20 protein-coding genes and 1 other annotated feature are annotated in these 19,961 nt (G+C 48.0%); all 20 genes read right to left on the bottom strand.

The genetic code is table 11. The features are described 5' to 3' along the window. Position 1: 1 nt before the first annotated feature. Positions 2 to 658 carry a 30S ribosomal protein S3 gene (rpsC, locus tag NSQ19_RS00720; protein WP_026104594.1) on the bottom strand — a complete coding sequence of 219 codons (657 nt, stop codon included), beginning with the start codon at positions 656 to 658 and terminating at the stop codon, positions 2 to 4. 3 nt (positions 659 to 661) lie between these two features. Further along, positions 662 to 1,003, bottom strand: coding sequence for a 50S ribosomal protein L22 (gene rplV, locus NSQ19_RS00715; protein ID WP_013858084.1), 342 nt, complete (start codon positions 1,001 to 1,003; stop codon positions 662 to 664). A gap of 17 nt (positions 1,004 to 1,020) precedes the next feature. Continuing rightward, positions 1,021 to 1,299, bottom strand: a complete 279-nt coding sequence (gene rpsS / locus NSQ19_RS00710) for a 30S ribosomal protein S19 (RefSeq protein ID WP_013858083.1) — start codon at positions 1,297 to 1,299, stop codon at positions 1,021 to 1,023. A 60-nt stretch (positions 1,300 to 1,359) separates the two neighbouring features. Next, the gene (gene rplB / locus NSQ19_RS00705) at positions 1,360 to 2,190 is read right to left on the bottom strand and encodes a 50S ribosomal protein L2 (RefSeq protein WP_071452227.1); all 831 of its coding nucleotides are present in this window, start codon (positions 2,188 to 2,190) and stop codon (positions 1,360 to 1,362) included. 35 nt (positions 2,191 to 2,225) lie between these two features. After that, the gene (gene rplW, locus NSQ19_RS00700; protein WP_017554006.1) at positions 2,226 to 2,510 is read right to left on the bottom strand and encodes a 50S ribosomal protein L23; all 285 of its coding nucleotides are present in this window, start codon (positions 2,508 to 2,510) and stop codon (positions 2,226 to 2,228) included. After that, positions 2,510 to 3,133: a 50S ribosomal protein L4 gene (gene rplD / locus NSQ19_RS00695; protein WP_013858080.1), complete on the bottom strand. Its 624-nt coding sequence runs from the start codon at positions 3,131 to 3,133 to the stop codon at positions 2,510 to 2,512. Before rplD ends, rplW begins: the two co-directional genes overlap by 1 nt. 24 nt (positions 3,134 to 3,157) lie before the next feature. Continuing rightward, the gene (gene rplC / locus NSQ19_RS00690; RefSeq protein WP_013858079.1) at positions 3,158 to 3,787 is read right to left on the bottom strand and encodes a 50S ribosomal protein L3; all 630 of its coding nucleotides are present in this window, start codon (positions 3,785 to 3,787) and stop codon (positions 3,158 to 3,160) included. 40 nt (positions 3,788 to 3,827) lie between these two features. Next, positions 3,828 to 4,136 (bottom strand): 30S ribosomal protein S10, encoded by a 309-nt coding sequence (gene rpsJ, locus NSQ19_RS00685; RefSeq protein ID WP_013858078.1) that lies wholly within the window; start codon positions 4,134 to 4,136, stop codon positions 3,828 to 3,830. Between the two features lie 319 nt (positions 4,137 to 4,455). Beyond that, on the bottom strand, positions 4,456 to 5,643 hold the full coding sequence (tuf, locus tag NSQ19_RS00680; RefSeq protein ID WP_013858077.1) for an elongation factor Tu: 1,188 nt from the start codon (positions 5,641 to 5,643) through the stop codon (positions 4,456 to 4,458). A 124-nt stretch (positions 5,644 to 5,767) separates the two neighbouring features. After that, on the bottom strand, positions 5,768 to 7,846 hold the full coding sequence (gene fusA, locus NSQ19_RS00675) for an elongation factor G (protein WP_340702167.1): 2,079 nt from the start codon (positions 7,844 to 7,846) through the stop codon (positions 5,768 to 5,770). A 49-nt stretch (positions 7,847 to 7,895) separates the two neighbouring features. Continuing rightward, positions 7,896 to 8,366, bottom strand: coding sequence for a 30S ribosomal protein S7 (rpsG, locus tag NSQ19_RS00670; RefSeq protein WP_017554003.1), 471 nt, complete (start codon positions 8,364 to 8,366; stop codon positions 7,896 to 7,898). Between the two features lie 36 nt (positions 8,367 to 8,402). Next, on the bottom strand, positions 8,403 to 8,822 hold the full coding sequence (gene rpsL / locus NSQ19_RS00665; protein ID WP_017551222.1) for a 30S ribosomal protein S12: 420 nt from the start codon (positions 8,820 to 8,822) through the stop codon (positions 8,403 to 8,405). Positions 8,823 to 8,918: 96 nt separating this feature from the next. Then, positions 8,919 to 9,167 (bottom strand): 50S ribosomal protein L7ae-like protein, encoded by a 249-nt coding sequence (locus NSQ19_RS00660; protein WP_013858072.1) that lies wholly within the window; start codon positions 9,165 to 9,167, stop codon positions 8,919 to 8,921. Positions 9,168 to 9,328: 161 nt separating this feature from the next. Beyond that, a complete protein-coding gene (gene rpoC / locus NSQ19_RS00655) occupies positions 9,329 to 12,922 on the bottom strand; it encodes a DNA-directed RNA polymerase subunit beta' (RefSeq protein ID WP_013858071.1) in 3,594 nt (1,197 codons plus the stop codon). 132 nt (positions 12,923 to 13,054) lie between these two features. Continuing rightward, a complete protein-coding gene (gene rpoB / locus NSQ19_RS00650; RefSeq protein WP_340702166.1) occupies positions 13,055 to 16,615 on the bottom strand; it encodes a DNA-directed RNA polymerase subunit beta in 3,561 nt (1,186 codons plus the stop codon). Positions 16,616 to 16,851: 236 nt separating this feature from the next. Next, positions 16,852 to 17,454: a class I SAM-dependent methyltransferase gene (locus NSQ19_RS00645; protein WP_013858069.1), complete on the bottom strand. Its 603-nt coding sequence runs from the start codon at positions 17,452 to 17,454 to the stop codon at positions 16,852 to 16,854. Between the two features lie 88 nt (positions 17,455 to 17,542). Further along, positions 17,543 to 17,908, bottom strand: coding sequence for a 50S ribosomal protein L7/L12 (gene rplL, locus NSQ19_RS00640; RefSeq protein ID WP_017551227.1), 366 nt, complete (start codon positions 17,906 to 17,908; stop codon positions 17,543 to 17,545). Positions 17,909 to 17,955: 47 nt separating this feature from the next. Next, the gene (rplJ, locus tag NSQ19_RS00635; protein WP_013858067.1) at positions 17,956 to 18,456 is read right to left on the bottom strand and encodes a 50S ribosomal protein L10; all 501 of its coding nucleotides are present in this window, start codon (positions 18,454 to 18,456) and stop codon (positions 17,956 to 17,958) included. Positions 18,457 to 18,491: 35 nt separating this feature from the next. Then, positions 18,492 to 18,638 (bottom strand) — a sequence feature (ribosomal protein L10 leader region). A gap of 46 nt (positions 18,639 to 18,684) precedes the next feature. Beyond that, positions 18,685 to 19,386, bottom strand: a complete 702-nt coding sequence (gene rplA, locus NSQ19_RS00630; RefSeq protein ID WP_340702165.1) for a 50S ribosomal protein L1 — start codon at positions 19,384 to 19,386, stop codon at positions 18,685 to 18,687. Between the two features lie 107 nt (positions 19,387 to 19,493). Further along, complete coding sequence (gene rplK, locus NSQ19_RS00625) at positions 19,494 to 19,919, bottom strand: 50S ribosomal protein L11 (RefSeq protein WP_014096513.1); 426 nt, start codon at positions 19,917 to 19,919, stop codon at positions 19,494 to 19,496. Between the last annotated feature and the right edge of the window lie 42 nt (positions 19,920 to 19,961).

Genomic DNA, 19,961 nt, shown 5'->3' with positions numbered 1-19,961 from the left:
ATCAGTTTCCCCCTTCCTCGGTTTTTTTCTTGGCAGGAAGGATTTCCCCGCGGTAAATCCAAACTTTTACGCCCAGTTTTCCGTAAGTCGTATCTGCTTCGGCATGGGCATAGTCAATATCCGCACGAAGCGTATGAAGCGGAACTGTACCTTCGCTGTAATGTTCTGCACGGGCAATATCCGCACCACCCAGGCGTCCTGAAACCTGCGTCCGGATTCCTTTTGCACCGGCACGCATCGCACGTTGGATCGCCTGTTTTTGCGCACGGCGGAAAGAAACACGGTTCTCCAGCTGGCGGGCAATGTTTTCCGCAACAAGTTTTGCATCAATATCTGCCTTTTTAACTTCGACAATGTTAATGTGGACTCTTTTTCCTGTTAAAGCATTCAGTGCTTTACGCAATGCTTCTACTTCCGAACCGCCTTTACCAATCACCATGCCCGGTTTTGCCGTGCGGATTGTAATGTTGACACGGTTTGCAGCACGTTCAATTTCCACGCCAGAAACAGAAGCATCCGCGAGGCGCTTTGCGATATATTCACGAATTTTAATGTCTTCGTGCAATAGATCGGCATAATCTTTTTCTGCGTACCATTTCGATTCCCAGTCACGAATCACTCCGATTCGCAAACCGATAGGATTTACTTTTTGACCCACCAATTATCCCTCCTTTTGATCTGATACTACGATCGTAATATGGCTCGTGCGTTTGTTGATCTGGCTTGCGCGCCCCATTGCACGCGGCCGGAAACGTTTCAGTGTAGGACCTTCATCGACATAAGCCTTTTCCACAACAAGGTCGTTTGCGTCCATATCGTAGTTGTGTTCTGCGTTCGCAATCGCAGAGTTGAGTACTTTTTCAATAACCGGCGAAGCAGCCTTTGGCGTAAATTTCAAAATCGAAAGCGCTTCTCCTACTTGCTTTCCTCGAATTAAATCAATTACCAGGCGTGCCTTACGAGGAGCAATACGGACTGTTTTCGCGACAGCTTTTGCTTGCATTGGAATACCTCCTCCCGTTAGCGTCTTGTCTTCTTATCGTCACCGGCGTGACCTTTGAATGTACGTGTCGGAGCAAACTCACCGAGCTTATGGCCGACCATATCTTCCGTGATGTATACCGGAACATGTTTACGGCCGTCATACACAGCGATTGTGTGGCCGACAAATGCAGGGAAAATCGTCGAACGGCGTGACCACGTTTTGATCACTTGCTTCTTGTTGGATTCGTTCAATTTTTCCACTTTCACCATTAAGTGATCGTCAACGAAAGGCCCTTTTTTCAGACTGCGACCCATGAATAGTCCTCCTTCCTGATTAGAGCTACGGTTCAAGCTACGAACCGTAGTTCAACAGCATTATTTTTTACGGCGCCGTACAATAAATTTATCTGAAGTATTTTTCTTCTTGCGCGTTTTGTAACCAAGTGTCGGCTTGCCCCATGGTGACATTGGCGATTTACGGCCGATCGGAGCGCGGCCTTCACCACCGCCGTGCGGGTGATCATTCGGGTTCATAACAGATCCGCGGACAGTCGGGCGTACACCCATCCAGCGTTTGCGGCCTGCTTTACCGATGTTGACCAGTTCGTGCTGTTCGTTGCCAACCTGGCCGACCGTTGCGCGGCAAGTTGCAAGAATCATGCGCACTTCGCCGGAATTCAGGCGGACAAGCACATATTTGCCTTCTTTACCAAGCACTTGTGCTGAAGTACCAGCAGAACGGATCAATTGGCCGCCTTTGCCTGGTTTCAATTCAATGTTATGGATGACCGTACCAACAGGAATTTCAGAAAGCGGAAGTGCATTTCCGACTTTAATGTCTGCATCCGGCCCGGACATCACTTCCATGCCGACAGTTAAATTTTTTGGTGCAAGGATGTACCGTTTTTCACCATCTACATAGTGAATCAAAGCAATATTAGATGAGCGGTTCGGGTCATACTCGATTGTGGCAACGCGCCCTGGTATACCATCTTTATCGCGTTTGAAGTCGATAATCCGGTATTGGCGCTTATGGCCGCCGCCCTGATGACGAACAGTTAATTTCCCCTGGTTGTTGCGGCCTGCTTTTTTCGAAAGCGGAGCAAGCAGTGTTTTTTCAGGCTTATCCGTCGTGATCTCCGCAAAATCCAAAGCCGTCATGCCGCGACGCCCGTTAGAGGTTGGTTTGTATTTTTTGATCGCCATTTTTTTCCCTCCTCTTCAAGTTTGATGGATCGTATTTAAACCTCAAAGATTTCAATTTCTTTGCTGTCAGCTGTTAACGTAACAACTGCTTTGCGGCGCTTGTTTGTATAGCCGGTATAACGGCCCATGCGTTTGAACTTGCCTTTATAGTTCGCAACGTTCACTTTCGCAACTTTGACGCCGAAAATCTCTTCCACAGCATCTTTGATTTCTGTTTTATTCGCTTTAACATCAACTTCAAATGTATATTTCTTATCTGCTGTCAATTCCATTGAACGTTCAGTAATCACGGGGCGCTTCAGAACATCACGTGCATCCATTAACCAAGCACCTCCTCTACTTTTTCAACAGCGGATTTTGTCATAATCAATTGATCATGGTTTACAACATCCAAAACATTTACGCCTGTTGCTTCAACAACCGTAACACCCGGAATGTTGCGTGCGGACAGTACCACATTTTCGTTCAATCCGTCTGTGACAACAAGTGCTTTTTTATCCACTGACAAATTTTTCAGGACAGCAATAAAATCTTTTGTTTTTGGCGCATCAAAACTTAATGCGTCCAGAACCAAAATATTGTTTTCCTTTACTTTTGACGATAGAGCGGATTTAATCGCAAGACGGCGTACTTTTTTCGGCAGTTTGTAGCTGTAGCTGCGTGGAACAGGCCCGAAAACCGTACCGCCTCCGCGCCATTGCGGGGAACGGATCGATCCTTGGCGTGCGCGGCCTGTGCCTTTTTGTCGCCATGGTTTGCGTCCGCCGCCGCGTACTTCAGAACGGCCTTTTACTTTGTGGGTACCTTGGCGGAGCGAAGCCCTCTGCATGATGATCGCTTCAAATAAAACATGTTCATTCGGTTCGATGCCGAATACAGCGTCGTTTAATTCCACTTCACCGACTTGGGAACCGTTTTGGTTGTATAGAGCTACTTTTGGCATTCCTGTTTCCTCCTTTCTTTGCAATTATTTTGCTTTTACAGCTGCTTTAACTGTAACCAAAGCTTTTCTCGGACCAGGAACGTTACCTTTAATCAAAAGCAGATTGCGTTCTGCATCCACTTTGACGATTTGCAGATTTTGAACGGTAACCCGTTCTCCCCCCATGCGTCCAGGGAGTGCTTTTTGTTTAAAGACGCGGTTTGGCGCAATCGGGCCCATTGAACCCGGACGGCGGTGGTAACGCGAACCGTGAGCCATAGGGCCGCGGGATTGTCCGTGGCGTTTAATGACGCCTTGGAATCCTTTCCCTTTTGTAATGCCGGTAACATCTACAATGTCACCTTCTGCAAAAATATCTACTTTGACTTCTTGACCAACTTCAAAATCACTTGTGTTTACGCCGCTGAATTCGCGGATGAAGCGCTTAGGTGCCGTATTGGCTTTCGAAACATGACCCTTTTCCGGTTTGTTTGCCAGGCGTTCCGGTTTGTCTGCAAATCCGAGCTGAATCGCTTCATAACCGTCCGTTTCAACTGTTTTCTTTTGCAGCACAACGTTTGGTGTTGCTTCAATTACAGTGACAGGAATAAGATCGCCGTTCTCGGCAAAAACTTGGGTCATACCGATTTTTCTTCCTAAGATTCCTTTGGTCATCAGTCACACCTCCTGTTAAATATGTCATGTTTTTTTATCATTAAAGTTTAATTTCAATGTCAACGCCGGATGGCAGATCCAACCGCATCAGCGAATCAACCGTTTGCGGGGTCGGATTTACGATATCAATCAAACGTTTGTGTGTACGCATTTCAAATTGTTCACGAGAATCTTTGTACTTGTGGACAGCACGCAGAATGGTGTAAACGGATTTCTCAGTCGGAAGCGGAATCGGACCGGAGACGTTTGCACCTGATCGTTTTGCTGTTTCTACAATTTTTTCTGCAGACTGATCCAGAATTCTGTGATCGTATGCTTTTAAACGAATGCGAATTTTTTGTTTTGCCATTATTTTCCCTCCTTTATCGCCTATTTGCTAATAGACATTCTCCATGGAAATTTTCCTGGCCCACGCGCCATGGCAAAGCGGCCGGGTGTGCCAGCAACCTCCCACTTCATCGCAGTCAAAGACCAACATCAAACATTATACACAAAAGCCGGGTGTAATGCAACATAAACTTTGATATGCTGCTGATTTCAGTGACTTTTTATTATACAGGCCCTGTGGCGCAACATCAAGTTTTGGAAAACGTTGCTGCAACCCGGGCGCGTAAGCATGGAAAAAGCCCGGCCGGGATGACCTGGCCGGGCTTTTTTTAAATAGCCGATTAAGCTTCGATGGAAGAAACAGAACCGGCGCCAACTGTACGGCCGCCTTCACGGATCGAGAATTTTGTTCCTTCTTCGATCGCGATCGGGGCAATCAATTCAACGCTCATTTCAACGTTATCACCAGGCATAACCATTTCAACGCCTTCTGGCAGAGTAATAATGCCGGTTACGTCCGTTGTACGGAAGTAGAATTGCGGACGGTAGTTAGAGAAGAAAGGAGTGTGGCGTCCACCTTCTTCTTTCGTTAATACATAAACTTGTGCTTTAAATTTGGTATGCGGTGTAATAGAACCCGGTTTCGCCAAAACTTGGCCGCGTTGGACTTCTTCACGTGCAATACCGCGGAGAAGTGCACCGATGTTGTCGCCAGCTTCAGCATAGTCAAGAATTTTACGGAACATTTCAACGCCGGTAACCGTTGTTTGTTTTGGTTTGTCGCTCAAACCTACGATTTCAACAACGTCGCCGACTTTCAATTGCCCGCGTTCTACACGGCCGGTTGCAACTGTACCACGGCCGGTAATGGAAAATACGTCTTCAACTGGCATCATGAACGGTTTATCCGTGTCACGTTGCGGAGTCGGGATGTATTCGTCAACAGCATCCATCAATTCAAGGATTTTTGCTTCGTATTCAGGGTCGCCTTCAAGAGCTTTCAAAGCAGAACCTTTGATAACCGGCACTTCATCGCCAGGGAAGTCGTATTCGGAAAGAAGATCACGAACTTCCATTTCAACAAGTTCAAGCAATTCTTCGTCGTCCACCATGTCGCATTTGTTCAGGAACACAACGATATAAGGCACGCCAACTTGGCGGGACAAAAGGATGTGTTCGCGCGTTTGCGGCATTGGGCCGTCAGCAGCGGATACAACCAGGATCGCGCCGTCCATTTGGGCAGCACCAGTAATCATGTTTTTCACATAGTCAGCGTGTCCAGGGCAGTCAACATGTGCGTAGTGGCGTTTTTCCGTTTCATATTCAACGTGCGCAGTGTTGATGGTAATACCGCGTTCGCGTTCTTCCGGAGCACCGTCAATTTGGTCATATGCTCTTGCTTCAGCTTTCCCTTGTTTTGCAAGAACAGCAGTAATTGCAGCAGTCAAAGTCGTTTTACCATGGTCAACGTGACCGATTGTTCCAATGTTACAGTGTTCTTTAGAACGGTCAAATTTTTGTTTAGCCATCAGGAAATCCTCCTTAATATTTTGGATTGAGTAAGTATATGGATGCTTTAAAGCTGAAAGGACAGCTTTAAAGCGCTTTGAACCAACCTAGTAAAGTTATACTTCATTGAAAGCAATAAATCAATTATTCGCCTTTATTTTTTTTGATGATCTCTTCCGCAATGGACTTCGGCACTTCTTCATAATGATCAAATGTCATCGTAAAGACACCGCGTCCTTGCGTGCTGGATCGGAGTGCTGTAGCATAACCGAACATTTCGGACAACGGAACCATGGCACGGACAACCTGGGCATTTCCGCGTGCTTCCATACCTTCCACACGGCCGCGGCGGGCTGTAACTTGTCCCATGATGTCGCCGAGATATTCTTCCGGAATGACAATTTCCACTTTCATGACAGGTTCAAGCAGGACCGGATCGCATTTGGATGCTGCATTCTTCAATGCAAGGGAGGCAGCCACTTTAAATGCCATTTCACTCGAGTCAACATCGTGGTAAGAACCGTCATACAGTTTTGCCTTAATGTCAACGAGCGGATAGCCGGCAAGTACACCGCGCTGCATGGCATCTTCAAGGCCGGACTGGATCGCCGGAATGTATTCGCGCGGAACGACACCGCCGACAATCGCATTTTCAAACTCAAAGCCTTTTCCTTCTTCGTTTGGTGAAAATTCAATCCAAACATCCCCGTATTGCCCGCGGCCGCCGGATTGGCGTACAAACTTACCTTGGACTTGTGCGGATTTGCGGAATGTTTCACGGTACGCAACTTGCGGCGCACCGATATTGGCTTCAACTTTGAATTCGCGTTTCATGCGGTCAACGATAATGTCGAGGTGAAGCTCACCCATACCTTCGATGATCGTTTGTCCCGTTTCCGGATCCGTATGGGCACGGAAAGTCGGGTCTTCTTCCTGCAGTTTTTGCAGCGCCGTCGTCATTTTATCCTGGTCGGCTTTCGATTTCGGTTCAACCGACAACTGGATAACCGGTTCCGGAAATTCCATCGATTCAAGGATGACCGGATTATTATCGTCGCAAAGCGTATCGCCTGTTGTCGTGTCTTTTAAGCCGACAGCAGCAGCAATATCGCCGGCATAAACCATGTCGATTTCTTTCCGGTGGTTTGCGTGCATCTGCAAAATACGCCCGATGCGTTCGCGTTTGTTCTTTGTCGAGTTTTTGACATAAGAACCAGCGCTTAATGTGCCTGAATAAACACGGAAGAATGTCAGTTTACCAACGAACGGGTCTGTCATGACTTTGAAGGCCAAAGCCGAGAATGGCTCATCATCGCTGGAATGCCTAAATACTTCTTCCCCTGTATCCGGAAGCGTCCCCTTGATGGAAGGAACATCCGTCGGCGCAGGCAGATAGTCAACAACCGCATCCAGCATTAATTGGACACCTTTGTTTTTAAATGCCGAGCCGCACAGTACCGGGAAGAATTCAACATTACAGGTTGCTTTGCGGATGGCAGCTTTCAGTTCTTCTTTTGAAATCTCTTCTCCGCCAAGATATTTTTCCATAATATCTTCATCAACTTCAGCAACTGCTTCAAGCAGTTTTTCATGATATTCTTCCGCCTGATCACGGTACTCATCCGGGATTTCGCGCACTTCAATTTTCGTGCCGAGATCATCGCCGTAGAAAATTGCATTCATTTCAATAAGGTCAATGATCCCTACAAAGTTGTCTTCAGCACCGATCGGCAATTGGACCGGATGTGCATTTGCCTGCAGGCGGTCATGCAGGGTGCTGACAGAATACAAGAAATCGGCCCCGATTTTATCCATCTTATTGACAAATACAATCCGCGGTACACCGTAAGTCGTTGCCTGGCGCCAAACGGTTTCAGTCTGGGGCTCAACGCCGGACTGGGCATCGAGGACAGCAACCGCGCCGTCAAGGACACGAAGGGAGCGTTCAACTTCAACGGTGAAGTCCACGTGTCCCGGGGTGTCAATGATGTTGATACGGTGGTCTTTCCATTGCGCTGTTGTAGCAGCGGAAGTAATCGTAATCCCGCGCTCCTGTTCCTGCTCCATCCAGTCCATTTGAGACGCACCTTCATGCGTTTCGCCGATTTTATGAATACGGCCGGTATAATAAAGGATACGCTCGGTTGTTGTAGTTTTACCGGCATCGATATGCGCCATGATACCGATGTTACGAGTCTTTTCTAAGGAGAACTCTCTTGGCATCTCGTACTTTCTCCTTCCTTAATAGGTGTAATGTAGGAGTATCGGAATATTACCAGCGATAATGCGCAAACGCTCTGTTTGCTTCCGCCATTTTATGCGTATCTTCGCGTTTTTTCACGGCAGCGCCTGTATTGTTGGCCGCATCCATGATTTCGTTCGCCAGCCGTTCTTCCATTGTTTTTTCTCCGCGAAGGCGGGCATAATTGACCAGCCAGCGAAGCCCTAAAGTTGTCCGGCGTTCCGGGCGCACCTCAACCGGCACCTGATAGTTTGCGCCGCCGACACGGCGAGCTTTTACTTCAAGTACAGGCATAATGTTTTTCAATGCCTGGTCAAAAACTTCCATTGGATCTTTGCCAGTGCGTTCACGGATAATATCGAAGGAAGAATACAGGATAGTCTGGGCTTTCCCTCTCTTGCCGTCGATCATCATTTTGTTGATTAAACGTGTGACCAGTTTCGAATTGTAAATCGGATCCGGTAATACGTCGCGTTTTGCGACAGGTCCTTTACGTGGCATAAATGATCCTCCTTTCAAGTATGGTTATCGTTCTTATTATTTCTTTTCTTTCGGTTTTTTCGTCCCGTATTTCGAACGGCCTTGTTTCCGGTTTTCAACACCGGCAGTGTCAAGTGCACCGCGCACGATGTGGTAACGTACACCAGGCAGGTCTTTTACACGTCCGCCACGGATTAAAACAACGCTGTGTTCCTGCAGATTATGGCCGATCCCAGGGATATAAGCCGTTACTTCAATACCGTTTGTTAAACGGACACGGGCATATTTACGGAGCGCCGAGTTCGGTTTCTTCGGAGTCATCGTCCCCACACGGGTACATACACCGCGTTTTTGGGGTGAAGAAAGATCGGTATTGATTTTTTTGAAACTGTTATAGCCTTTATTCAGCGCAGGTGACTTGGATTTCTCGATTTTTGATTTACGAGGTTTGCGCACCAATTGGTTAATAGTAGGCATCTGTTTTTCCTCCCTTCGAACAATTTAAGTCCACACATCCAGGTGGTTCATTTAATGGCAAAAACAAATTTTTGCGGATTCTCCAGCAAAAAGTGTTTAATAAATAAGTGCAACAGCTGCAGCTCCGACTTCAATGCCGCATACTTTTCCGAGTTGTTTTTTCGACTCGGTATACGTAATCGGCACATTGAATTGTTCGGCAACGGAAATGACTTTGCCCGTAATATTCGGATCAGCATCTCTGGCAACGAGCAGTTCATCCACATTTCCGGACTTTATCGCTTTCGCTGTTTGTTTTGTCCCTACAACGATTCTTTTCGCCTGATTTACTTTTTCATAAGACATCGCAATATCCTCCAAAGTATACAGGTATTCATAGGAGCACCTTGAATATATTATCACTTTGAAAATCTAAAGTCAACAGCCCGTGTAAAAAAGGCCATGCTTTTTTTTGCTAAAAAACAGAAAAAGGTGCAGCACCGGTTTTTGCCGGTGCTGCCGCCGCATTATTCAGCCGGCACTTCTTCTTCCTTTTTCACCAGTTCAGGAACCGTTTTGCGGTAGCGGGTCATGCCCGTCCCTGCAGGAACCAGTTTCCCGATAATGACGTTTTCTTTCAAGCCGAGCAGTTCATCGCGTTTCCCCTTGATCGCCGCATCGGTTAATACGCGGGTCGTTTCCTGGAAGGAGGCTGCCGATAAGAACGAATCGGTTTCCAAGGAAGCTTTTGTAATCCCGAGCAGAACAGGGCGGCCTGTTGCAGGGCGGTTGCCTTCCTTGAGCGCCTTTTCATTCGCTTCACCGAACTGATGGATATCAAGCAATGTTCCCGGCAGGACATCCGTGTCGCCGGCATCGAGCACCCTTACTTTTCTCAGCATTTGGCGGACCATCACTTCAATGTGTTTGTCGCCAATTTCCACTCCTTGCATCCGGTAAACTTTCTGTACTTCACGAAGCAAGTATTCCTGTACGGTTGTGACATCCGTGACACGCAACAGATCTTTCGGGTCAATGGAACCTTCCGTCAGCTCCTGCCCGCGCACGACGTGGTCATCTACCGCCACTTTCAAGCGGGAAGTATAAGGGGCCGTATAGGTGCGCGTTTCGACAGCGCCCTGAACGACAATTTCATATTGGCGGTCGCGCCCTTCGCTGATGGAAGTAACAACGCCTTCCACTTCGGAAATGACAGCCTGGCCTTTCGGGTTCCGGGCTTCAAACAATTCCTGAATACGCGGAAGACCTTGTGTGATGTCATCCCCGGCAACACCGCCTGTATGGAATGTACGCATCGTCAGCTGTGTGCCAGGTTCGCCGATCGATTGGGCGGCAATAATCCCGACTGCTTCGCCGACTTCCACTTCCTGGCCGGTGGCAAGGTTGCGGCCGTAGCATTTTTTACATACGCCATGGCGGGTATTGCAAGTGAAGGCCGAACGGATCCAGACTTTTTCATAGCCGGCATCGACAATTTCCTTCGCGATATCTTCCGTGATAAAGCCGTTTTCCTCAATGATCACTTTGCCTGTTTCAGGATGTTTGATCGTTTTTCTTGAATAACGGCCGGTTAACCGTTCTTCAAGCGATTCAATGATTTCATTGCCTTCTTTCAACGCACTGATCAAAAGCCCGCGGTCTGTGCCGCAGTCGTCTTCACGAATGATGACATCCTGCGCCACATCAACAAGCCGGCGTGTCAGATAACCCGAGTCTGCCGTCTTAAGGGCAGTATCGGCAAGGCCTTTACGGGCACCGTGCGTCGAAATAAAGTACTCTTGCACGGTTAAGCCTTCACGGAAGCTGGACTTAATCGGCAATTCAATAATCCGGCCGGCCGGGTTGGCCATCAAACCGCGCATGCCGGCAAGCTGTGTAAAGTTCGACGCGTTACCCCGGGCCCCCGAGTCACTCATCATAAAAATCGGGTTCCGTTTATCGAGCGATTCCATCAGTTTGCCCTGGATCGTGTCTTTAGCCCCGCTCCAGATCGAAATAACGCGGTCATAGCGTTCGTCTTCGGTAATTAAACCGCGGCGGAACTGTTTCATGACCGTATCGACTTTTTTCTGGGCATCCGAAAGAATTTTTTCCTTCTCGCCTAAAACGACGATATCCGCAACACCAACGGTAATCCCGGCTTTTGTCGAATAATGGAAGCCAAGATCTTTTAAGCGGTCGAGCATTTTGGATGTTTCCGTAATCTTGAACCGTTTGAACACTTCGGCAATGATGCTGCCAAGGAAGCCTTTTACAAACGGGCGGATTAACGGCTGTTCTTTAATATGCGCTTTTACGTCAATCGAAGGATCAACAAAGTATTTATCCGGCGTTTTTTCTTCAAGATTTGTTTTCGTCGGTTCATTAATATATGGGAAGCTCTCCGGCAAAATTTCATTGAAGATCACTTTCCCGACTGTGGTAATCAGCAGCTTCTTGTTTTGCTCTTCCGTGAACGTCGGGTTGTTCAGCGACCCGGCATAAATGGCAATTCTCGTATGGAAATGCACGTAGCCGTTGTAATAAGCCATGTACACTTCATTTACATCTTTGAAGACAGATCCTTCACCGACTGCATCTTCACGTTCAAGCGTTAAGTAGTAGTTGCCAAGTACCATGTCCTGGGACGGGGTAACGACCGGTTTCCCGTCTTTCGGATTCAAAATATTTTGTGCGGCAAGCATCAACATGCGCGCTTCCGCCTGTGCCTCAGCGGATAACGGAACGTGGACCGCCATTTGGTCGCCGTCAAAGTCCGCGTTGTAAGCCGTACATACGAGCGGATGGAGACGGATCGCACGGCCTTCCACAAGCGTCGGTTCAAACGCCTGGATCCCGAGCCTGTGCAAAGTAGGCGCACGGTTCAACAGGACAGGGTGTTCTTTAATGACTTCTTCAAGGACATCCCAAATTTCAGGCTGCAAACGTTCAATTTTCCGTTTTGCGCTTTTAATATTATGGGCGAGGCCTTTTTCAACCAGTTCTTTCATCACGAACGGCTTGAACAGTTCAATCGCCATTTCGCGCGGCAGGCCGCATTGGTACATTTTCAGGTTTGGGCCGACAACAATAACGGAACGGCCGGAATAGTCAACCCGTTTCCCGAGCAGGTTTTGGCGGAAACGGCCCTGTTTCCCTTTCAGCATATGGGAAAGCGATTTTAACGGGCGGTTCCCCGGGCCGGTTACCGGACGTCCACGGCGGCCGTTGTCAATCAGAGCGTCAACAGCTTCCTGCAGCATCCGTTTTTCATTTTGGACAATGATGCTTGGCGCGCCAAGATCAAGCAAGCGTTTCAGGCGGTTGTTCCGGTTGATCACACGGCGGTACAGATCATTTAAGTCGGATGTCGCAAAGCGGCCGCCTTCCAGTTGTACCATTGGCCGCAGTTCAGGCGGAATGACCGGGAGAACGTCCAGCACCATCCATTCCGGTTTATTGCCGGAATTACGGAAAGCTTCCAGTACTTCAAGGCGTTTGATGGCGCGTGTACGGCGCTGCCCCTGGGCAACTTTCAGCTCTTCTTTCAGCATTTCGCATTCTTTGTTGACATCTACATCTTGCAGCAGCTTTTTAATGGCTTCCGCGCCCATGCCTGCCTGGAATTTGTTGCCGTATTTTTCACGGTAGGCACGGTATTCTTTTTCGGAAAGAAGCTGTTTCTTTTCCAAAGAAGTGTCGCCTGCTTCCGTTACGACGTAAGATGCGAAGTAAATGACTTCTTCCAGGGCGCGCGGGGACATGTCAAGCACAAGGCCCATGCGGCTTGGAATCCCTTTGAAGTACCAAATATGCGAAACAGGGGCGGCAAGTTCAATATGCCCCATTCTTTCCCGGCGCACTTTTGATCTTGTTACTTCCACGCCGCAGCGGTCACAAACCACGCCTTTGTAACGAACGCGTTTATATTTCCCGCAATGGCATTCCCAATCTTTCGTCGGCCCGAAAATCCGTTCGCAAAAAAGCCCGTCTTTTTCAGGTTTTAACGTCCGGTAGTTGATTGTTTCCGGTTTTTTTACTTCACCGTATGACCAGGATCGGATTTTATCCGGTGAAGCAAGACCGATTTTCATGTACTCAAAATTATTTACATCCAGCAAGGGGCCAGCCTCCCTTTCGTCTTTAGGTTCGTACCTTAAAACACACGCAGAAGAAACAGAAACAGAAGCCGGATTGTACGAATGCATACAATCCGGGCAAAAGCCTCTGTTTGTTCCAAGCAACATAAACGATTAGTCTTTGGATGCCCCGATTCCTTCCGGTTCTTCTTTTGTCTCGGGCGCAATATTCAGCGTATCGGCCTGATTCAGGTCATCGTCGTCTTCGAGATCGCGCATTTCAATTTCCTCGTCGTCGCCGGAAAGAATCTTCACGTCCAGTCCCAAACTTTGAAGTTCTTTGATCAGCACTTTGAACGATTCCGGGACACCCGGTTCAGGGACATTTTCCCCTTTGACGATCGCTTCATAAGTTTTCACACGGCCGACAACATCGTCCGATTTAACAGTCAGAATTTCCTGGAGCGTATAGGCTGCGCCGTAGGCTTCAAGCGCCCATACTTCCATTTCGCCAAACCTTTGGCCGCCAAACTGTGCTTTACCGCCGAGCGGCTGCTGGGTGACAAGCGAGTAAGGGCCTGTTGAGCGGGCATGCAGTTTATCATCAACCATGTGGGCGAGCTTGATCATATACATAATCCCGACAGATACACGGTTGTCGAAAGGTTCACCGGTGCGGCCGTCATAAAGGACCGTTTTTGCATCGCGCGCCATGCCGGCTTCTTCAATCGTTTCCCATACATCTTCTTCACGTGCACCGTCGAATACAGGCGTCGCGACGTGAAGGCCGAGTTTTTTGGCCGCCATGCCGAGGTGGAGTTCAAGCACCTGCCCGATATTCATCCGGGAAGGCACGCCAAGCGGGTTCAACATGATCTGGATAGGTGTGCCATCCGGGAGGAAAGGCATATCTTCTTCTGGAAGAATCCGGGAGATAACCCCTTTGTTCCCGTGGCGCCCGGCCATTTTGTCGCCCTGGTGGATTTTCCGTTTCTGTACAATATAGACGCGGACAAGCTGGTTCACGCCAGGCGGAAGTTCATCCCCGGCTTCACGTGTAAACACTTTGACATCGAGCACGATGCCGCCGCCGCCGTGCGGAACGCGGAGTGATGTATCCCTGACTTCGCGCGCTTTTTCACCGAAAATCGCATGGAGCAGACGTTCTTCCGCTGTTAATTCCGTAACGCCTTTCGGGGTGACTTTTCCGACAAGCAAATCGCCGTCTCTTACTTCGGCACCAATCCGGATAATCCCGCGTTCGTCAAGGTTTTTCAAAGCATCTTCCCCGACGTTCGGGATATCACGGGTTATTTCTTCCGGCCCGAGCTTTGTATCGCGTGCTTCAGATTCGTATTCTTCAATATGGATAGAAGTATACACATCTTCTTTTACAAGTTTTTCACTCATAATAATGGCATCTTCATAGTTGTAACCTTCCCATGTCATAAAGGCAACGAGCACGTTCTGGCCAAGGGCAAGTTCACCTTGGTCCATTGACTGGCCGTCCGCTAAAATTTCGCCTTTTACCACACGGTCGCCTTTTTTCACAATCGGGCGCTGGTTGATGCACATGCCATTGTTGGAACGTTTGAATTTTTGCAGGCGGTATTTGTCAAGGTCGCCCTTTACTTCCTGTCCGTCGACATCGATCACACGGCGCACCCAGATTTCCCGGGCTTCCACATGTTCAACAATGCCGTCATATTTGCAGATGAGTGCCGCGCCGGAATCCTTCGCATTGACATATTCCATCCCGGTGCCGACAATCGGCGCTTGCGGCTTCATAAGCGGAACCGCCTGGCGCTGCATGTTTGCACCCATCAGCGCACGGTTCGAGTCGTCGTTTTCAAGGAACGGAATACATGCCGTTGCAGCCGATACAACCTGCTTCGGCGAAACGTCCATATAATCAACGCGGTCTGTTTTTACAACAATGTTTTCACCGCGGAAACGCGCATATACTTCATCGTCAACAAAAAAGCCGTTTTCATCCAGCTGTGCGTTCGCCTGTGCGACGACGTAATTGTCTTCTTCATCAGCCGTTAAATAATCAATATGCTCCGTAACACGCCCTGTATCCGGATCAACCCTGCGGTAAGGCGTTTCGATAAAACCGAAACGGTTTACTTTTGCATACGTTGATAAAGAGTTGATCAACCCGATGTTCGGGCCTTCAGGCGTTTCAATCGGGCACATGCGGCCGTAGTGGGAATAGTGCACGTCACGCACTTCCATCCCGGCGCGCTCACGGGTCAAACCGCCCGGGCCGAGCGCCGACAACCGGCGTTTATGGGTCAGTTCCGCAAGCGGGTTTGTCTGGTCCATAAACTGGGACAGCTGTGAACTGCCGAAAAACTCCTTAATGGCCGCAATGACCGGACGGATATTGATCAGCTGCTGCGGCGTAATGGTGTTAATGTCCTGGATCGACATTCTTTCACGGACAACGCGTTCCATCCGGGAAAGGCCGATGCGGAACTGGTTTTGCAGCAATTCGCCGACAGACCGTAAACGGCGGTTGCCGAGGTGGTCGATATCATCCGTATTGCCGACGCCATGCAGCAAATTAAAGAAGTAGCTGATGGAAGCCACAATATCCGCAGGTGTAATATGTTTAATGCTTTCATCAACATAAGCATTTCCGATTACATTGATCACTTTTTCGTTATCGTCAATCGGGGCATAAATTTTGATGGACTGCAATGTGATATCATCATCAACAACGCCGCCAGCCTGGCTGTACGTTTCAAACTTCAGGCCTTTTTCGAGAAAAGGCACAATTTTATCAAGCGTACGCCGGTCTAAAACGGTTCCTTCCTCCGCGATGATTTCACCGGTTTCAGGGTCTGCGATCGATTCAGCCAGCCGTTGCCCGAACAGGCGGAATTTCAGGTGAAGCTTTTTATTCATTTTGTAACGCCCGACATTGGCCAGATCATAGCGTTTCGGGTCAAAGAAACGCGAAATCAGCAGGCTTTTTGCATTTTCAACGGTCGGGGGTTCGCCCGGACGGAGGCGTTCATATATTTCAAGAAGCGCTTTTTCCGTGCTTTCGGTATTATCTTTCTCAAGCGTATTTCTTAAGTACTCATTATCGCCGATCAGATCAATAATTTCCTGGTCGGAGCCGAAGCCGAGCGCCCTGAGGAGAACGGTAATCGGCAGTTTTCTTGTGCGGTCGATGCGGACATAAGCCACATCTTTCGCATCTGTTTCATATTCAAGCCAGGCGCCGCGGTTCGGAATTACCGTTGCGGTGTAGCCGTATTTCCCGTTTTTGTCCATTTTGCTGTTAAAATAAACACTAGGGGAACGGACAAGCTGGGATACAATAACACGTTCCGCGCCATTAATGATGAAAGTCCCCGTTTCGGTCATTAACGGGAAATCGCCCATGAATACGTCCTGGTCTTTTACTTCACCGGTTTCCTTATTGACAAGGCGCACCTTTACACGAAGCGGAGCAGCGTACGTTACGTCGCGCTCTTTGCATTCGTCGATGGAATATTTCGGTTCGCCGAGGCTGTAGTCAATAAACTCCAGCGACAGGTTTCCGGCAAAATCCTCGATCGGAGAGATGTCCTGGAACATTTCACGCAAACCTTCGTCAAGGAACCATTGGTAAGATGCGGTTTGGATTTCGATAAGGTTTGGCAGCTCTAAAATTTCTTTGATGCGCGCGTAACTTCTGCGCTGGCGGTGCCGTCCATACTGAACTAGTTGATATGACAACTGATTCACCCCTCAAATCAAGCGTTTTGTTTGCATCTTTCGTCAAACAACAATAAAGCTAAGGCAAAAAGAAAAAGGGTTTTTTATGAAAAAACCACATATCGCATGACGAGCTTATGATTTTATAAGTATTTTCCAATTCATCCAAAATATATACTTGACAAGTATAGCTTAGATTGCATAAAGAACCTTAATCTATTGGCATTTTATAATTTTAACATATATGAAATCGGGAGTCAAATTTTTTTGGCTTTAAAAACAAAATATCCTTTTTCTTTTCCAACACAATTTACCTCATCAAATATGCTTTCTAATTTTTTCCTGGCAGAAGGGGCCCCCTGCTTTTTCCGGATGACCACCCAAAGTTCGCCGTTGTTTGCGAGATATTGGTAACTTTCTTCAAAAATCCGGTGCACAATCTGCTTTCCGGCGCGGATCGGGGGATTTGTGGCAATCAAGGCAAACGGGCCGCTTTTCACATTTTCAAAAAGATTGCTTTCGTATATGGAAACATTTGAAATATGGTTCCGGGCAGCATTTTTCTTTGCCAGCTCGACCGCTCTTGTATTAATATCCGCCATATGCACATGGCGGCCGGGAAAAGATTTTGCAAGCGCGAGGCCGATCGGTCCGTAACCGCAACCCATATCAAGGACCGGCCCTTCCGTTTCAGGCATGGCCACAAGATCGAGCAAAACGCGGGAGCCGAAGTCGACTTCTTTTTTTGAAAAAACCCCTTGGTCTGTTTGAAAATGAAAGGCATGCCCTCTCAATGTAAAGGTGAAATCTATCGGTTGATGCTTTGCTTCTGGGTTTTGCGAGTAGTAATGTTCAGCCATGAAAAGTCCCACTCTTTCTTGGAGGATTCAGGAAGAAGAGATGTTGAAAAAAGCCCGCCAAATGCGGGCTTTTTCTTTAAAAAGGGCCTTACTTCACTTCTACGCCGGCTCCAACTTCTTCAAGTTTCGCTTTAATTTCTTCGGCTTCTTCTTTCGCTACGCCTTCTTTAAGCGGTTTTGGAGCATTGTCAACAAGTTCTTTTGCTTCTTTAAGGCCAAGACCTGTGATTTCGCGGACAACTTTGATGACTTTGATTTTTTGTGCGCCGGCTTCAGTCAGCACAACATCAAATTCCGTTTTTTCTGCAGCAGCTTCCCCGCCTGCAGCGCCGCCAGCAACAGCAACCGGTGCAGCAGCGGTTACGCCGAATTCTTCTTCAATGGCTTTCACAAGATCGTTCAATTCAAGCACTGTCATTTCTTTGACAGCAGAGATGATTTCTTCTTTCGTCATTTTCATATCCTCCTACAAGATATTTTTTAAAGTATATTCCGTAAAACTTATGCGCTTTGTTCTTCTTTTTGATCTGCGACTGCTTTTGCAGCAAGAGCAAAGTTGCGGATTGGCGCCTGCAGTACGCTGAGAAGCATGGAAAGCAGGCCTTCGCGTGAAGGAAGCGTTGCGAGTGCTTTGATTTCATCAACGGTTGCAACATTGCCTTCAATGACACCTGCTTTGATTTCCAAAGCTTCGTGGTCTTTTGCGAAATCATTAAGGATTCTCGCAGGCGCAACCACGTCTTCCGTACTGAATGCGATCGCATTCGGGCCGGTCAGCGCGCTGTTCAATCCGTCCATCCCAGCTGCTTCTACAGCACGACGCGTCATCGTGTTTTTATACACTTTAAATTCAACGCCCGCTTCGCGCAGCTGTTTACGCAGCTCAGTTACTTCAGCCACGTTTAAACCGCGGTAATCGACAACCACAACGGCTGTACTTGATTTGAATTTATCGGTGATTTCATCCACCAGTTGTTTCTTTTGTTCAATTGCACTGCCCATCTTGACACCTCCTACAGATATTCTTGATGAACATTTATACCAAAACAAAACCTCCATATCCCGAGACATGGAGGTTTCATGCATGCGGAGGCCTTAAGGCGCCCCCGGATTTATACGCATTACCTCGGCAGGAAATTAAGCCCTCCGGCACCTGCTGTCTACGGTACAAATGTTTACTTTTTAAAACCGTTCTTCATTATAGCAGCCCGCAGGCAGCATGTCAAATCATTATTTTGCTGCCACAAAAGAAGACGGGTCTACTTTGATGCCAGGCCCCATGGTCGATGTGACAGAAATATTCTTCATGTAAGTGCCTTTTGCAGCTGACGGTTTTGCTTTCATCAATGTGTCAAACAAGGTTGACAGGTTTTCAACCAACTTTTCCGGTTCAAAAGAGGCTTTCCCGATCGGGGCATGGACATTGCCCGCTTTGTCAACACGATATTCGACTTTACCGGCTTTAATGTCCTGGACCGCTTTTGTCACATCAAATGTTACCGTGCCGGTTTTCGGGTTCGGCATTAATCCTCTAGGCCCAAGGATGCGCCCGAGTTTACCAACTTCGCCCATCATATCCGGCGTTGCCACGATGACATCAAAATCAAACCAGCCCTGCTGGATTTTGTTGACGTAGTCTGTATCGCCGACATAATCCGCACCGGCTGCTTCCGCTTCTTTTGCTTTTTCGCCTTTTGCAAAAACAAGCACGCGCTGGGTTTTCCCTGTTCCGTTTGGAAGCACGACAGCACCGCGGATTTGCTGGTCCGCTTTTTTCGGGTCAACGCCGAGGCGGAATACAGCTTCAACTGTTGCATCAAATTTTGTAAAACTTGTTTTTTTCACCAGTTCAATGGCTTCCTGAACCGGGTAAGCTTTGGAACGGTCAACGAGTTTCAAAGCGTCAACATATTTTTTTCCTTTTTTCGCCATTTGTATTTCCTCCTCGAATGTGGTTTTAACGGAATAACCTCCCACGAAAAAGGTTGCGAGCCAGTATCGCATCGCAACCCCGTTGGACATAACCAGTACTGCATGGATTAGTCTTCGATCGTAATCCCCATGCTGCGCGCCGTGCCTTCCACCATGCGCATTGCCGCTTCAACACTTGCCGCATTTAAGTCAGGCATTTTTGTTTCTGCGATTTCACGCACTTTGTCACGCTTCACAGTTGCCACTTTTGTACGGTTCGGCTCGCCAGAACCGGATTCAATGCCGGCTGCTTTTTTCAGCAGAACTGCAGCTGGCGGGGTTTTTGTGATGAATGTAAATGAACGATCTTCAAACACCGTGATTTCAACAGGTATAATCAAGCCTGCCTGATCTGCAGTACGAGCGTTGAATTCTTTACAAAATCCCATAATATTGACGCCGGCCTGGCCCAGTGCAGGACCAACAGGCGGTGCAGGGTTTGCTTTACCGGCAGGAATCTGCAATTTAACAATTTTTACTACTTTTTTAGCCACGAGACACACCTCCTTAAGTCCGTGATGTGGTAACAGGGGCTG

It is taken from the genome of Weizmannia sp. FSL W8-1119 (assembly GCF_038008605.1).
Taxonomy (GTDB): Bacteria; Bacillota; Bacilli; order Bacillales; family Bacillaceae_C; genus Weizmannia; species Weizmannia coagulans.
Note: the sequence above shows the minus strand (reverse complement) of the source record. Positions and strands in the feature narration are given on the sequence as shown.